Genomic DNA, 14,331 nt, shown 5'->3' on the forward strand with positions numbered 1-14,331 from the left:
TCGAGTCCATTTAGGCCCATTCAAAAATTTTTTTGTTTTTTTGGGGAAGTACTCAAGTGGCTGAAGAGGCGCCCCTGCTAAGGGTGTAGGTCGGGAAACCGGCGCGAGGGTTCAAATCCCTCCTTCTCCGTTTTTTATATATCTGGCCCGTTGGTCAAGCGGTTAAGACACCGCCCTTTCACGGCGGTAACACGGGTTCGAGTCCCGTACGGGTCATGCTGAGACGTTTTTAACGTCTCTTTTTTTTTGCGTTAAAATAGAATTTTCATAAATTTTTATGATAAATAAGGTATTTATTAGTGACACATGCTTTTTTTCTGTTATAATCAGGTCGTTGCAAGTTCCCGATAGGCTCTGAAAAAGCTCAGAGATTCCTTGTAACCGAATAAAAATTAGGGGGAATATTTATAATGGAAGAACGTCGTTTATTTACATCAGAATCAGTTTCAGAAGGACATCCAGATAAAGTTGCTGACCAAATCAGTGATGCAATCTTAGATGCGATTTTGGAAAAGGATCCGAAAGCCAGAGTTGCATGTGAGACATCTGTGACAACTGGGCTTGTTTTAGTTTTTGGAGAAATTTCTACGAAGGCTTATGTAGATATCCAAAAAGTTGTGCGTGAGACGATCAAACGGATTGGCTACACAGAATCTAAATTTGGTTTTGATGGGGACAATGTTGCTGTTTTAGTCGCGATTGATGAACAATCACCGGATATCGCACAAGGTGTGGATGATGCCTTGGAAACGCGAGGAAAAGAAGAATTATTGGATGATATCGGTGCTGGAGACCAAGGCTTAATGTTTGGGTTTGCAGTGAATGAAACACCGGAATTGATGCCTTTACCTATCTCACTGAGTCATCATTTGGTGAAACGTTTAGCTGATTTGCGTAAGTCTGGAGAAGTAGCCTATTTTGGTCCTGATGCAAAATCTCAGGTTACCGTTGAATATGATGAACAAGGCAAACCTCAACGGGTGGATACCGTTGTCATCAGTACTCAGCATAACGATCAAGTAGATAATGAAACTATTCAAAAAGATGTTATGGAAAAAGTGATCAAACATGAAATTTCAGCAGAATTATTGGATGAAAAAACAAAATATTTTATTAATCCGACAGGCCGCTTTGTGATTGGTGGACCTCAAGGAGATGCCGGCTTAACTGGCCGTAAGATTATCGTTGATACGTATGGTGGTTATTCACGCCATGGTGGTGGTGCTTTCTCTGGAAAGGACGCAACGAAAGTCGACCGTTCGGCTTCTTATGCAGCTCGCTATATTGCTAAAAATATTGTAGCTGCTGAATTGGCAGAAAAAGTTGAAGTACAGCTTGCTTATGCGATTGGGGTTGCTCAGCCAGTTTCTATCTCAGTCAATACTTTTGGAACGGCAAACGTTTCTGAAGCTGATTTGATTGCTGCAATTCGTGAAAATTTTGATTTGCGTCCAGCAGGGATTATTGAAATGCTTGACCTATTGCGTCCAATCTACAGTGATACAGCTGCTTACGGTCATTTTGGTCGAACAGATGTTGATCTGCCTTGGGAGCATACAGATAAAGTGGCTGCGTTAAAAAATAGTTTGAATATCGGATAAATCGTACAGACATAAATTTTTATGGAGTTCACGAGGCGGTTTCTATTGATCATGGATCGGTAGAGCTGCCTCTTTATTTGCTTTAAAATTGGTTTATTGAAAGAAATAGTAGGAATATGAGATAAATTTGGAGGAAAGAATGAACAGAAAAACGAATGTTAAGGTTGTGACGGTGGGGATTTTTATCGCGACGTTCATGTCGGCGATCGAAGGGACGATCGTGACTACGGCAATGCCGACAATTGTAGGTAGTTTGCATGGAATTGAAATTATGAATTGGGTATTTTCGATTTATTTATTAACGAATGCAATGATTACCCCAATCTATGGCAAGTTGGCTGATAAAATCGGACGTAAACCGATTTTTATTGTAGGTATTTTGTTGTTTGTTTTAGGATCGGCATTATGTGGTTTGTCGAATGAGATGCTGACATTGATTATTTCCCGCGGAATTCAAGGCGTGGGTGCTGGAGCCATTATGCCGGTGTCATTGACGATTATTGCGGATCTCTATGATATTGAAAAAAGAGCGAAGGTGTTAGGGTTAACCAGTGCAGCCTGGGGGATCGCCAGTGTCTTTGGTCCGCTGGCTGGTGGTTTGATCGTAGATACTGTTGGTTGGCACTGGATTTTTATCATTAATGTACCGATTGGGTTAGGCTTGATTGCTTTACTACAATACTTTTATATTGAAGAGAAAAAGATTCGTCAAGCTAAGAAGATGGACATCTTCGGGAGCTTGTTTTTGATGCTGACTTTAGTCAGTTTGTTGTTAGGCTTTCAGTTGTTGGGTGATGAAGGAATCTCATTAGCAGTGATCGCTTTATTTGCTATCAGTATTGTTTCACTGATTTTGTTTATCCGAACGGAGCGCCGAGCGGAGGACCCAGTAATTAATTTGCAATTATTTAATAATCCGACTTTTGCCAGTGTGAATGTGGTAGCGGCTTTAATCAGCGGGTTCTTAATGGGCTTAGATGTGTATATTCCAATGTGGATGCAAGGTGTATTGGGAAAACCGGCGGGACTGGGTGGTTTGGTGCTAGCACCGATGTCGTTGGTCTGGATGTATGGCTCCTTTTTATCAGGCCAGTTGCTATCTAAGTATTCGGCGAAGCGGATCATTGTGATCGGGCTGCTGATTATTTTATTAGGCGGAGGGACCTTAGTGGCATTGCCGCAGCAAAGTCCCTTCTGGCTCTTCTTTATTATTACTGGTGTTTTAGGTGTGGGCTTCGGCTTAGCGGTTACGACAACAACGGTGGAGGCCCAAGCCAGTGTTCCAAAGGAAGAAATTGGTGTCGCCACTTCTTTCAATACATTGTCTCGCACGATCGGACAGACGGTTATGGTTTCACTTTTCGGAATTATTCTGAACATAGCCAATGCTCAGCAGCTGACACGTGCCGGAATTCGTGATCAGGATATTATGAATCGGCTGATCAATCCTCAAACGGCGCTGCAGATTGAAGTGGGGCTAAGAACAGAATTACGAAAGGTTCTCTTTGATAGTCTTCATTGGATCTATGTAGCTGGTCTGCTATTGATTATTTTTGCTTTGATTTTTAGTTTTATGGTGGGTAAGCAATCAAAGCGTGTTAAACTAAACGGACAGGAATAGAACAGGAGGATTTTGATGGCCTTTTTACAAGTCAATGTGTATTCAAACGTTTTACAAATGGAAGTGGCGATGAATGTTATCTTGCCACAAACAACCCATAAAAATATCGGAACCGAAACGGTCGGGGTGACAGAGGATGTACCGGTGATGTATTTGCTTCATGGAATGGGGGGCAATCACAGTGTCTGGGAACGCCGAACATCGATCGAACGTTATGTGGCAGAGTATCAGATGGCGGTGATAATGCCGTCAACTGATTTAGGCTTTTATACGGATACCACCTATGACATGAATTACTGGACGTTTGTTTCAGAGGAATTGCCAATGATCGTTCATGAATTATTTCCGCAAATTACGAATAAGCGGGAAAAAACCTTTGCGGCGGGACTGTCGATGGGAGGCTATGGCGCATTGAAACTTGGTTTAGCGAAGCCGGAGCATTTTGCGGCGGTGGCGTCTTTATCCGGAGCAGTTGTTTTAGCTGATGTAAAGAGTTTATTACTCGTACGTAATGAAGCGTATTGGCAAGGCGTTTTTGGTCCCTTAGATCACATCCAAGGATCAGTTAACGATCCCTTGAGATTATTGGATGAGTTAGTAGCAAGTGGCCAAGAAGCGCCTCGCTTTTTCTTGGCTTGTGGAACCGAAGATGACTTGTATCCAGCTAGTCAATATATGGCTCATAAACTGGAGCAAAAAAATCTGGTGGTGACGTTTGAAGAAGGTCCAGGAAAACATGATTGGATTTTCTGGGACGCTTGGATTCAACGTGTTTTGGCTTGGTTTAATGAACAATAGTAAAAAGGTCAAAGAAATCTGATAGTCGGATTTCTTTGACCTTTTCATATTTTATCTAGACTCAATCTTTACGGATTTTTGAGACGTGTTTGCTGCGGCCGCCAATTTTCGCGGCGAATTGATCGGACTCTTGTTTACTTGTGAATACGAGCAGTTTTCCAGGGTCTTTTTCACGGGTGCGCTGACCTTCTTTACCAATGTAACCATGTAGAACTTTGACAACATACATAAGATCACCTGCTTTTTTAAGTTAGATTATAGTATACGGATGGCTGAAGAGAAAGCAATTCTTATGCCTATAGGGGTTACTAAATAAGGAGCTGGGACATTAATTTGTCTCAGCTCCTATTTACGTATAAACGGTGGTGACAGAAGTAGCTTCTTCGGAACTAAGCCGAAATTTCTTGGAGCTGAACACTCTTGTCCTAACCTCGTTTTTATGAGCCATTTTATGCGCGGGCTTCGACGCATAATAAAATGGGCGGGTTGTTTTTTTGATTGATGAATTGATAATTCAAGACGCTGTATTTTTCTTGCGGCAGGTTTTGGCAATAATTGAGAACTTCGTGTTTTTCGGCTTCACCGCCGGCATGGCCATAATAAATCACTACGATCATGCGCCCACCGATAACTAAACGTTTTAAAATGGCATCCATTGCTTTTTTAGTTGTTTCAGGCAAGGTGATGATCTGTTTATCCCCCTTAGGTAAATAGCCGAGATTAAAGATTGCGCCTTTGATCGGTTGCTCTGCTGGAATTTTTTCTTCGATGGTTTCATGTCCAGCGAGATAAAGGGTCGTCTGATCGATGGCTGGACCTAATTTTTCCCGTGTATTCTTTAAGGCTTGTGCCTGAATATCAAAGCCGTAGACGTGACCGGTTGCTCCAACGAGCTCTGCTAAGAATAGCGTATCGTTGCCATTACCCATCGTGGCATCAATGACCTGATCGCCTGCTGTGATAATTTCTTTTAATAATTGATGACTAAAGCGTAAGGCTGTTAGTAGCATGCGTGAATTCACCTCGTAACGCAAATTTTCCTTGGTAAGAGTCGCGGCGAATCAATTCTTGGTCAATCGCGTTTAAGACTTCCCATTTTTTGAGACTCCACATTGGACCGACTAACGAATCCCACGGGGCATCGCCAGTTAAGCGATGAATAATGATGTCTTGCGGGATCATTTCTAATTGGTCGCAGATCACCGAGACGTAATCGTCTTTACTCATTAGCTGCAGCCGCCCTTCGGCATAATCTCGTAGCATCTTTGTGTTACGCATCAAATGAAGCAAATGTAGCTTGATTCCTTGAACATCGGAATCTAAAATCGTGCGCCGAACATTTTCCCGCATCATTTCTAATGATTCCCCCGGCAAGCCATTGATTAAATGGGTGCAAACATTGATATTGTGTTTTCGCAGACGAGCTACCGCATCTACATAGGTAGGATAGTCATGGGCGCGATTAATCAGGTCACTAGTTTTTTCATAAGTCGTTTGCAAGCCAAGTTCGACCCATAAGTATAAGCGCTGATTCAATTCGGCCAAATAATCTACGACTTCCGGCGGTAGACAATCCGGTCGTGTGCCGACAGACAAACCGACGACACCAGGAAGATTCACGACTTGCTCGAAGCGTTCGCGAATCACCTCGACCGGTGCATGGGTATTGGTAAAGTTTTGAAAATAGACGATGTATTGATCGACGTGAGGCCACTTTTGGTGCATCATGTCAATTTCTTTATGAAATTGCTGCGGCAACGGATCACTTGGGGCGACGATCATGTCGCCGGAACCAGAGACACTGCAAAAGGTGCAGCCGCCGTGTGCAACGGTTCCGTCACGGTTGGGACAGTCAAAACCGCCGTCCACCGGTACTTTAAAAATTTTCCCGCCGAATTCTTGCCGCAGCGCGTAATTCCATGAATGATAGCGTTTGTTGTCATCGTCACTATAAGTAAAGGTCATTTTTTTCTCCTAATCGTTTGCAGATCGTAAACTAATTTTTTTTCTTTGTAATAGGGATAGGTAAATAAGAGCCAGCTGCTGCCAAATAAGAAGCCGGCGAGCACATCGCTGGGATAGTGGACACCGAGATAGATCCGGCTGACGATGATGCTGAAGATCAGTAAGCCAAGCACGATCTGGACAAGCAAGCGAGGAACTTTTTCTTTAAAAAATAGTCCTGCCACAAAAATCAAGGTGCCGTACAACAAAGTGCTGGCAGTCGCGTGGCCGCTGGGAAAGCTAAAGCTGTGTTCTGTCACTAAATGAGGCAGGATCGTCGGCCGAGCACGGTGGAAGAACAACTTTAACAAATGGTTGCCGAGCCCGCTGATCAACGCCATGCTCAATGCCAACCACAATGCCGTGATTTTTTGCTGATTGAAATAGAACAAAGCGACAAATACGATGGATAAAATCACCACGGTAATCGGATTGGCGAATTTTGTTACCCATAGAAAGTAGCTGTTCATTTGCGGGGACAACCCGTGAACCGCGTGAATGATCCCGCGGTCAAAGCCGTTTAGCGTCTCTGGATAAAAACGGATGATATAGCACAATGCCGCAAAAAACAGCAAAGCGAAACTGCCAGTTAATTGGTAGATGGATTTATTTTTCATAAAGTTATTTGATTCAACCTTTCTTTAGCTGAAGATTTATTTTTGATCCGCAAAACTTGCGAGTCGAACTGGGAACTATTATAACATGATTCCTAGCGGGGACAATTTTTTTGCGGCCTTCTTAAGGCGAATTCAATTGAATAATATTTTGGAATCTGCTAAGATAAAACTACTTTGAATATTATTGCTTGGAAGAGGAGTAGTAGAAGCGAACGCATTTCAGAGAGCGCACGGGGCTGAGAGTGTGCATGCGGACATTCGAACTTACCTTGGAGCATGATCGATTGATCCGGCTAGAGACCGTTAGCTCTTTAGAGGTCTGTCATCGACAGATAAAAATAGGTGGTACCACGTTGATAACGTCCTATGAAAGTTCTTTTTGAGCTTTCGTAGGGCGTCTTATTTTTATTCAATGGTTGGCTGATTCCACCGGATGATTAATGTATACAAATAAGTTCATATATTAGGAGGCGCAACATGAGTTACGAGCACAAAACGATTGAAAAAAAATGGCAAAAATACTGGGCGAAGCACAATGTGTTTAATACCCAAGATGATCCGGAGAAACCAAAATTTTATGCCTTAGATATGTTTCCTTATCCGTCTGGTCAAGGCTTACACGTAGGGCATCCGGAAGGGTATACAGCGACAGACGTGATTGCACGCTTGAAACGGGCACAAGGCTATAATGTGTTGCATCCAATGGGTTGGGATGCTTTTGGTTTGCCGGCGGAGCAATATGCGCTAGATACAGGCAATGACCCAGCGGAATTTACGAAGAAAAATATCGAGACTTTCAAGCGTCAAATCAATTCACTTGGTTTTAGCTATGATTGGAATCGTGAGATCAACACGACGGACCCTGAGTATTATAAATGGACGCAATGGATCTTCGAACAAATGTATGAAAAGGGCTTAGCTTATGAAGCAGAAGTGCCGGTTAACTGGGTACCTGAATTAGGCACCGTTATTTCTAATGAAGAAGTGATCGATGGCAAGAGCGAACGGGGCGGCTATGATGTCATTCGCAAACCGATGCGTCAATGGATGTTGAAGATCACAGCTTATGCGGATCGTTTACTAGATGACTTAGACGCGCTAGATTGGCCGGAAAGTATCAAAGATATGCAACGAAATTGGATCGGTCGTTCGATCGGTGCGAATGTGTCTTTCAAGATTGAAGATAGCGAAGAAAGCTTTACCGTCTTTACGACTCGTCCGGATACATTGTTCGGTGCAACTTATGCCGTCTTGGCACCAGAATTAGACTTGGTCCAAAAAATCACAACGCCTGAACAAAAAGCGGCGGTTGATGCTTACATTGATGAAGCATCGAAAAAATCGGAATTGAATCGGACGGATTTAGCCAAAGAAAAAACCGGTGTCTTCACTGGCGCTTATGCCATCAATCCAGTCAACGGCGAAAAAATGCCGATCTGGATTGGGGATTATGTCTTGGCTTCTTATGGAACCGGCGCAATCATGGCGGTTCCCGCTCATGACGAGCGTGACTATGAATTCGCGAAAACATTTGGCCTACCAATCGTGCCTGTTTTAGCAGGCGGCGATGTCGACAAAGAAGCCTTTACTGGCGACGGTACCCACATCAATTCTGAATTCTTAGACGGCTTGAATAAACAAGAAGCTATCGATCAAATGGTCGCTTGGTTAGAAGAACACGAATGTGGCAAAAAAGAAATCAGCTACCGTTTACGTGACTGGTTGTTCTCTCGTCAACGTTATTGGGGCGAACCGATCCCCGTGATCCATTGGGAAGACGGGACGACCGGCTTAGTACCTGATTACGAATTGCCGTTGGAACTGCCAAAAACCACAGACATCAAACCAAGTGGTACCGGGGAATCACCGTTAGCGAATATCGACGAATGGGTCAACGTGGTTGATCCAATCACCGGGAAAAAAGGGCGCCGTGAAACCAATACGATGCCACAATGGGCCGGCAGCTCATGGTATTACTTGCGCTTTATCGATCCTCATAATAAGGAAGCTTTAGCAGATTATGAAAAACTAGAACGCTGGATGCCAGTCGATCTTTATATCGGTGGAGCAGAACACGCGGTGTTGCATTTATTGTATGTCCGTTTCTGGCATAAATTCTTGTATGACATCGGTGTAGTGCCAACGGATGAACCATTCCAAAAATTATACAACCAAGGCATGATCTTAGGACAAAGCTTCCGTGACAGCCGTGGCGCGTTAGTCCCAACCAATAAAGTCGAAAAACGCGACGGCAAATGGTTCAACGTTGAAACGGGTGAAGAACTAGAAGAAGCGCCAGCGAAGATGAGTAAATCATTGAAGAATGTCGTCAACCCTGATGATGTCGTAGAAAAATATGGTGCAGATACCTTGCGGATGTATGAAATGTTCATGGGCCCATTGGACGCTTCGATTCCTTGGAGTGAAAATGGCTTAGAAGGCTCACGTAAATTCTTGGATCGGGTATGGCGTTTGATCGTCGATGAAAATGGCAAAATGCGTGATCATATCACCACCTTAAACGATGGTTCATTGACGAAAGTCTACAATCAAACGGTTAAAAAAGTTACCGAAGATATGGAACACTTGCATTTGAATACCGCAATCTCTCAGTTGATGGTCTTTGTGAACGATGCCTATAAAGCTGAAGCGTTAACCTATGAATATGTTGAAGGCTTCGTCCAATTACTAGCACCGATCGCTCCCCATATCGCCGAAGAATTGTGGGCGATCCTAGGACACGAAGGCGGCATTTCTCATGTGGCTTGGCCAACCTATGACGAGGAAGCTTTAATTGAAAATGAGATCGAAGTGATCCTACAAGTCAACGGCAAAGTCCGGTCAAAAGCGATGGTAGCTGTCGATCTAGCTAAAGATGAATTAGAAAAACTAGCAATGGCAGATGAACATATCCAACGCAACCTCGAAGGTAAAACGATTCGTAAAGTGATCGTGGTGCCGAATAAATTAGTCAATATCGTAGCCAATTAAAGAATTAGAGGTTGGGACAGAAGTGTTCAGCTTCAAGAAATTTCGGCTTATTTCCGAAGAAGCTACTTCTGTCACACCGTTTATACGGGAATAGGAGCTGAGACAATTAATGTCCCAGCTCCTTTTTGACCTTATAAAGCAAGGATAAAATTTTCACCTAAATAAATCGTTTTATAGCAGGTAGATCGATGTCTGGCTTCATGAACTAGCTTTAGCTGGGGGAGGTCGCGAAAGCCTTTCTTAATTTTGAAAAAAATATTTCTTGGCCTGAAATTATGCTAGCATGAAGAAAACGGAAAAGAGGGATTTGATGGCACCATTAACGGAGTTGTTAGGGATTCAATACCCGATCTTGCAAGGGGCGATGGCTCATATTGCCCGTTGTCCATTGGTCGGCGCAGTTTCTGAAGCGGGGGGACTGGGAATTATCGCTGCTGGCGGTTTAAGCGGGACAGAACTACGAGAACAAATTCGTAAGACACAGCAACAGACGAAAAAACCATTTGCGGTGAATTTGATGCTGCAAATGCCAAACATCGCGGAACAGGTGGAGATTTTGATTGAAGAAGACGTTAAGATCGTCACCACCGGAGCCGGCACTCCAAAACCTTATATGGAAGTATTGAAGCAAGCGAGGGTCAAAGTTTTTCCGGTCGTACCGTCAGTGAAGCTGGCGCAAAAAATGGAACAGCTGGGAGCAGACGGTGTGATCGCCGAAGGAATGGAAGCCGGCGGACATATTGGTGAAACTACGACAATGACTTTACTGCCACAAGTAACGCAGGCGGTGAAAATTCCGGTGATCGCCGCTGGCGGGATCGGTGACGGTCGCGGTCTGGCGGCGGCTTTTGCGTTAGGCGCACAAGGAATTCAACTGGGAACGGCCTTTTTAACTGCTATGGAATGTCCGATCCACGAAAATTATCGACAGGCGATTATCCAAGCGGATGTTACCGCAACTACCGTGATTCGCAACCAAGCAGGTGGAGCGCTGCGAGGCTTGAAAAATGCATTGACGGAAGCCTATCTGGAAGAGCCAACGAAGGATGTCTTTTCATTAGCAGCGTTAAAGCGGGCCGCCGATGATGGAGAAATCCAGCAAGGAATGGTAATGGCTGGTCAAGTTGCCGGTCTTTTGACAGAAGTAAGATCTGCACAAGAAATTATCGAAACGATTTACAAGGAAGCAGTAGCAATCAGTCGCAACAGTGGGATAAAGTAAAAGGAGCTGGGACATTAATTTGTCTCAGCTCCTATTCCCGTATAAACGGTGTGACAGAAGTAGCTTCTTCGGAAATAAGCCGAAATTTTACAAAAATTTGAGGAGCACCAAGTAGGAACACTCAACATCAACGCTAGAAGCGGTGTGTTTCCTAGTCATTTTCGGAAATTCCTTCTTATTTCTTGAAGCTAAACACTTCTGTCCCACCCTCTTTGATAAATGCTTCTGCTAAATGATAGTCGCCTTCATAAGGAAGATTTTCTCCATGGACTGTCATATATTTGTCGGTCCCTTTGCCGGCTAGGATGATCGCGTCATTGGGTCCGGCTTGTTTGATGGCTGCTTCAATCACTGCTTTGCGGTCAGCCTCAAAGCGAACGACCACGTGTGGATTATTAATGGCTTGCTGAATTTCTTCGGCGATCTTTTCAGGCGCTTCGAAATTTGGGTCGTCGCTAGTCAAAAGTGCCACGTCGGCATATTCACCAATAGCTTGGCCTAAACCTGCGCGCCGGGACTCGGCCTTATTGCCAGTCGAACCGGTGATTACGACGATCTTGCCGTCTGGATGCTGTTCTTTGGCGAAGGACAGCAGTGATTTCATACTTAAATAATTATGGGCGTAATCAACATAGATATGAGCGCCGTTAGGTTTTAATAAAAGATTCATGCGACCGGGAACTAATGCTTTAGCCAAGCCTTGGCGCCCTGCTTGTTGATCAGCACCGACTAAGGCACTGGCGATCAAAGCGGCTGCGGCATTTTCTTTATTGAAATCGCCAGCTAATAAAATTTCATAATCGCCGTCTAATTGGAAGCGATCATTTTTACTAGTTAAAGCAAAGGTCAGCGGATGTTCCAATGGCTGAACGTGGTAATCAGCTTTCTCGTTGCCGTAAGTAATTACTGGTAGTGATTGTTTTGCTGCCAGTTCTTGTAATAAATCAAAATGATCAATCTCATTTTGCAAAATGACTTGCCGTGAATTAGCGATTAATTGGCGTTTACAGTAGAAGTAATCTTCAAAGGTCGGATGTTCGATAGGACCAATATGATCCGGTGAGATATTTAAAAAGATTCCGACATCAAAGGTAAGCCCATAGACTCGCGCCACTTTATAGGCTTGGGAAGAGACTTCCATGACTAAGTGAGTCATGCCATTTTCCACCGCTTCGGCCATCATGCGATACAAGTCTAACGATTCCGGGGTAGTTAATTTTGATTTGAAAAAAGTCACGCCGTCTAAGGTTGTATTCAAAGTAGATAAAAGAGCGGTCTTTTTATTCGTCGTAAGATCTAAGATTTGTTTCGCAAAATAGGCCACCGTTGTTTTGCCTTTAGTACCGGTGATACCAATCAGTTGTAATTTTTTTTGCGGATAATCGTAAAAGGCCATACTCAGGACAGCCAAAGCTTTGCGAATGTCCGTTACGATGATCGCTAAGTCTGCCGGTACTTCGTAAGGCTGTTCGGCGATGTAACAAGTCAGACCCGCGCTGAGTGCTTGTTCAAGATAGCTTTGTTGGAAGTTATTGCCTTTACAAAAAAATAAAGTGTCTTGATCGACTGCTCGTGAGTCGTAGGAAATAGCTTCAAAGTTTTTTTCTAAGGGAGCCGTCAACGTCCATTGTGTCGGCGTGATGAACTCTCGTAATAAATGTTCTTCCTCAAGGATCTGTTGAATTTGGGTAAGTGTCAGCATGTCGAGACCTCCATAATAATAGTCTAGGCTATTATAGCATAGCTGAGAACAGAAAAAGTAAAGAGTGATTGTCATGGGAACGATTTCGTTTTACTATAGAGTAATGAATAGGAGGAGACCATGAAAAAGACACGACCGAGCGATCTAAGCTACCAAGAAAAAATGATCCAAGGCTCTGCTTGGCTTTCGGTAGGAAGTATTTTTTCCCGCTTGATCGGCGCAATTTATATTATTCCGTGGTACGCCTGGATGGGAGAAAACGCCCGTGCGGCAAATGGATTATTCAATATGGGCTATACCTTTTATGCGTTGTTTATGATGATCTCCACGGCGGGATTGCCTGGAGCAATCGCCAAGCAAGTCGCCCGTTACAATTCCCTAGGAGAATATCGCACGAGCCGCCGCTTATTGATTAAGGCATTGCAGGTTACGGCGATCTTAGGCATCATTTTTGGTGGGCTAATGTTTTTATCCGCACCATTGTTAGCGCAATTATCTGGCGGCGGTCAAGCCCTAATCCCGGTGATCCAGTCTTTGAGTATCGCGGTGATTGCTTTTCCTTGTATGAGCGTCTTACGAGGCTATTTTCAAGGCCAGCAGGATATGCGGCCGTCAGCGATCTCGCAAGTCGTGGAGCAGGTTATTCGCGTCGTCTATATGCTGTTGAGCGTTTTTATTATTATGAAGGTACTGGATGGCGATTATTTAAATGCGGTGATTCAATCGACCTTCGCAGCGGCGGTGGGAATGATCGGCGCTTATGGGGTATTGCTGTTTTATTGGTTCAAGGACCGAGAACATAGTGATTTGCAGCTGAATTATAGCTTGAATAAGGTGACCATCGACACGAAAAAACTATTGCTGGAAACGGTGCGGCAAGCAATTCCATTTATTTTATTAGGCGGCGGGATCACTTTTTATAAACTGATCGATCAAGTGACTTTTATCCATACGATGGATGCCAATACGAATTACAGTCACAAACAATTAGTTGATCTCTATGCCTTGTTTAGTGCCAATCCAGATAAATTGACAATGGTGGTAGTCGCGTTAGGAACCTCTTTGGCATTGACTAGCTTGCCGATGTTGACCGAATTATTTACCCAGCGAAGACGGCCGGAGCTGGCCAAGCTGGTGAATACCAATATTCAATTATTCGCCTTTATTATGTTGCCGGCTATCACAGGCATGATCCTGCTGGCTTATCCGCTAAATACCGTCTTCTATTCCGCGGATGTTTTAGGAAGTAAAATCTTAGTTGTTGCCTGTATTACTGGATTGATCTCTGCCTTGTTTATGATGTTGTCCACCACGCTGCAAGGAATCTCACATAGTCGCATCGCGGTGCGCTATTGGCTGGCTGGCTTATTGCTAAAAGTGGTGATCCAAGTGCCATTGATCCAGCTGTTTGAGGTTTACGGTCCCTTACTGGCGACGGCTATCAGTCTAAGTTTGACCTGCGGCTTGTCTCTTTGGAAGTTGCGCAAAGTCGTGCGGGCGAATTATCATTTAGCCTTTCGTCGTTGTATCTTAATACTGATTTTGACAGTGTTGATGCTGATCGTTGCGTTAATCGTGCGACAAGTCAGCTATTTAGTCTTAGACCCAGCATCTCGAGGACAGGCGTTGATTACATGCTTGTTGACGGCTGGAGTAGGCGGCTGGGTTTATTTTTATTTGACACTGAAGATTCGGTTAGTCGATAAATTAGTGGGACCACAAGGAAAAAAATGGCGACATCTATTAAGAATAAAATAAGAAATACTTCTGCTTGC

11 protein-coding genes, 2 tRNA genes, 1 riboswitch and 1 other annotated feature are annotated in these 14,331 nt (G+C 43.9%); of the genes, 8 read left to right on the forward strand and 5 right to left on the reverse strand.

All coding sequences use genetic code 11. The annotated features are described in order from the left end of the window. The first annotated feature begins 42 nt into the window (after window positions 1–42). The 5 genes from RV00_RS13600 to RV00_RS13620 all read left to right on the forward strand — a co-directional run bounded on the left by RV00_RS13600 (window position 43) and on the right by RV00_RS13620 (window position 4,020). Window positions 43–130 (forward strand) — tRNA-Ser (locus tag RV00_RS13600). Between the two features lie 14 nt (window positions 131–144). Then, window positions 145–216, forward strand: a tRNA-Glu gene (locus RV00_RS13605). A 113-nt stretch (window positions 217–329) separates the two neighbouring features. Next, window positions 330–413, forward strand: a riboswitch (SMK box riboswitch). Next, window positions 411–1,601, forward strand: coding sequence for a methionine adenosyltransferase (gene metK, locus RV00_RS13610; protein ID WP_071863104.1), 1,191 nt, complete (start codon window positions 411–413; stop codon window positions 1,599–1,601). It overlaps the preceding riboswitch by 3 nt. A 139-nt stretch (window positions 1,602–1,740) precedes the next feature. After that, window positions 1,741–3,222: an MDR family MFS transporter gene (locus RV00_RS13615; RefSeq protein ID WP_071863105.1), complete on the forward strand. Its 1,482-nt coding sequence runs from the start codon at window positions 1,741–1,743 to the stop codon at window positions 3,220–3,222. Between the two features lie 15 nt (window positions 3,223–3,237). Further along, a complete protein-coding gene (locus RV00_RS13620) occupies window positions 3,238–4,020 on the forward strand; it encodes an alpha/beta hydrolase (protein WP_071863106.1) in 783 nt (260 codons plus the stop codon). Window positions 4,021–4,081: 61 nt separating this feature from the next. Here RV00_RS13620 and RV00_RS16475 read toward each other — a convergent pair whose 3' ends face one another. The 4 genes from RV00_RS16475 to RV00_RS13635 all read right to left on the reverse strand — a co-directional run bounded on the left by RV00_RS16475 (window position 4,082) and on the right by RV00_RS13635 (window position 6,641). After that, window positions 4,082–4,249 (reverse strand): hypothetical protein, encoded by a 168-nt coding sequence (locus RV00_RS16475; RefSeq protein ID WP_169818955.1) that lies wholly within the window; start codon window positions 4,247–4,249, stop codon window positions 4,082–4,084. Window positions 4,250–4,469: 220 nt separating this feature from the next. After that, on the reverse strand, window positions 4,470–5,030 hold the full coding sequence (gene mnmM / locus RV00_RS13625; protein WP_071863107.1) for a tRNA 5-(aminomethyl)-2-thiouridylate-methyltransferase MnmM: 561 nt from the start codon (window positions 5,028–5,030) through the stop codon (window positions 4,470–4,472). Next, complete coding sequence (mnmL, locus tag RV00_RS13630; protein ID WP_071863108.1) at window positions 5,005–5,985, reverse strand: tRNA modification radical SAM protein MnmL/YtqA; 981 nt, start codon at window positions 5,983–5,985, stop codon at window positions 5,005–5,007. Before mnmL ends, mnmM begins: the two co-directional genes overlap by 26 nt. Further along, the gene (locus RV00_RS13635; RefSeq protein WP_071863109.1) at window positions 5,982–6,641 is read right to left on the reverse strand and encodes a phosphatase PAP2 family protein; all 660 of its coding nucleotides are present in this window, start codon (window positions 6,639–6,641) and stop codon (window positions 5,982–5,984) included. Before RV00_RS13635 ends, mnmL begins: the two co-directional genes overlap by 4 nt. 180 nt (window positions 6,642–6,821) lie before the next feature. After that, window positions 6,822–7,011 (forward strand) — a binding site (T-box leader). A gap of 107 nt (window positions 7,012–7,118) precedes the next feature. Here RV00_RS13635 and leuS point away from each other — a divergent pair. Both leuS and RV00_RS13645 read left to right on the forward strand, forming a co-directional pair. Next, on the forward strand, window positions 7,119–9,632 hold the full coding sequence (gene leuS, locus RV00_RS13640) for a leucine--tRNA ligase (RefSeq protein ID WP_071863110.1): 2,514 nt from the start codon (window positions 7,119–7,121) through the stop codon (window positions 9,630–9,632). A 283-nt stretch (window positions 9,633–9,915) separates the two neighbouring features. Further along, a complete protein-coding gene (locus RV00_RS13645; RefSeq protein WP_071863111.1) occupies window positions 9,916–10,854 on the forward strand; it encodes a nitronate monooxygenase in 939 nt (312 codons plus the stop codon). Window positions 10,855–11,029: 175 nt separating this feature from the next. Here the strand turns inward: RV00_RS13645 and RV00_RS13650 are convergent, their stop codons facing one another. Next, entirely contained in the window at window positions 11,030–12,556 is a 1,527-nt protein-coding gene (locus RV00_RS13650; protein ID WP_071863112.1) for a UDP-N-acetylmuramoyl-L-alanyl-D-glutamate--L-lysine ligase, read from the reverse strand. A gap of 120 nt (window positions 12,557–12,676) precedes the next feature. On the opposite strand from RV00_RS13650, the gene RV00_RS13655 reads away from it, so the two are divergent. Next, window positions 12,677–14,314, forward strand: coding sequence for a putative polysaccharide biosynthesis protein (locus RV00_RS13655; protein WP_071863113.1), 1,638 nt, complete (start codon window positions 12,677–12,679; stop codon window positions 14,312–14,314). The last annotated feature ends 17 nt before the right edge of the window (window positions 14,315–14,331 follow it).

The sequence above is a fragment of the Enterococcus devriesei genome (assembly GCF_001885905.1).
In the GTDB taxonomy this organism is placed as follows: domain Bacteria; phylum Bacillota; class Bacilli; order Lactobacillales; family Enterococcaceae; genus Enterococcus_A; species Enterococcus_A devriesei.

Excerpts from the sequence above, each read along its gene's own strand:
- mnmM (WP_071863107.1), bottom strand. The coding sequence starts at position 5,030 with ATGCTACTAACAGCCTTACGCTTTAGTCATCAATTATTAAAAGAAATT.
- RV00_RS13615 (WP_071863105.1), top strand. The coding sequence starts at position 1,741 with ATGAACAGAAAAACGAATGTTAAGGTTGTGACGGTGGGGATTTTTATC.
- RV00_RS13650 (WP_071863112.1), bottom strand. The coding sequence starts at position 12,556 with ATGCTGACACTTACCCAAATTCAACAGATCCTTGAGGAAGAACATTTA.
- RV00_RS13635 (WP_071863109.1), bottom strand. The coding sequence starts at position 6,641 with ATGAAAAATAAATCCATCTACCAATTAACTGGCAGTTTCGCTTTGCTG.
- leuS (WP_071863110.1), top strand. The coding sequence starts at position 7,119 with ATGAGTTACGAGCACAAAACGATTGAAAAAAAATGGCAAAAATACTGG.
- metK (WP_071863104.1), top strand. The coding sequence starts at position 411 with ATGGAAGAACGTCGTTTATTTACATCAGAATCAGTTTCAGAAGGACAT.
- RV00_RS13655 (WP_071863113.1), top strand. The coding sequence starts at position 12,677 with ATGAAAAAGACACGACCGAGCGATCTAAGCTACCAAGAAAAAATGATC.
- RV00_RS16475 (WP_169818955.1), bottom strand. The coding sequence starts at position 4,249 with ATGTATGTTGTCAAAGTTCTACATGGTTACATTGGTAAAGAAGGTCAG.
- RV00_RS13645 (WP_071863111.1), top strand. The coding sequence starts at position 9,916 with ATGAAGAAAACGGAAAAGAGGGATTTGATGGCACCATTAACGGAGTTG.
- mnmL (WP_071863108.1), bottom strand. The coding sequence starts at position 5,985 with ATGACCTTTACTTATAGTGACGATGACAACAAACGCTATCATTCATGG.
- RV00_RS13620 (WP_071863106.1), top strand. The coding sequence starts at position 3,238 with ATGGCCTTTTTACAAGTCAATGTGTATTCAAACGTTTTACAAATGGAA.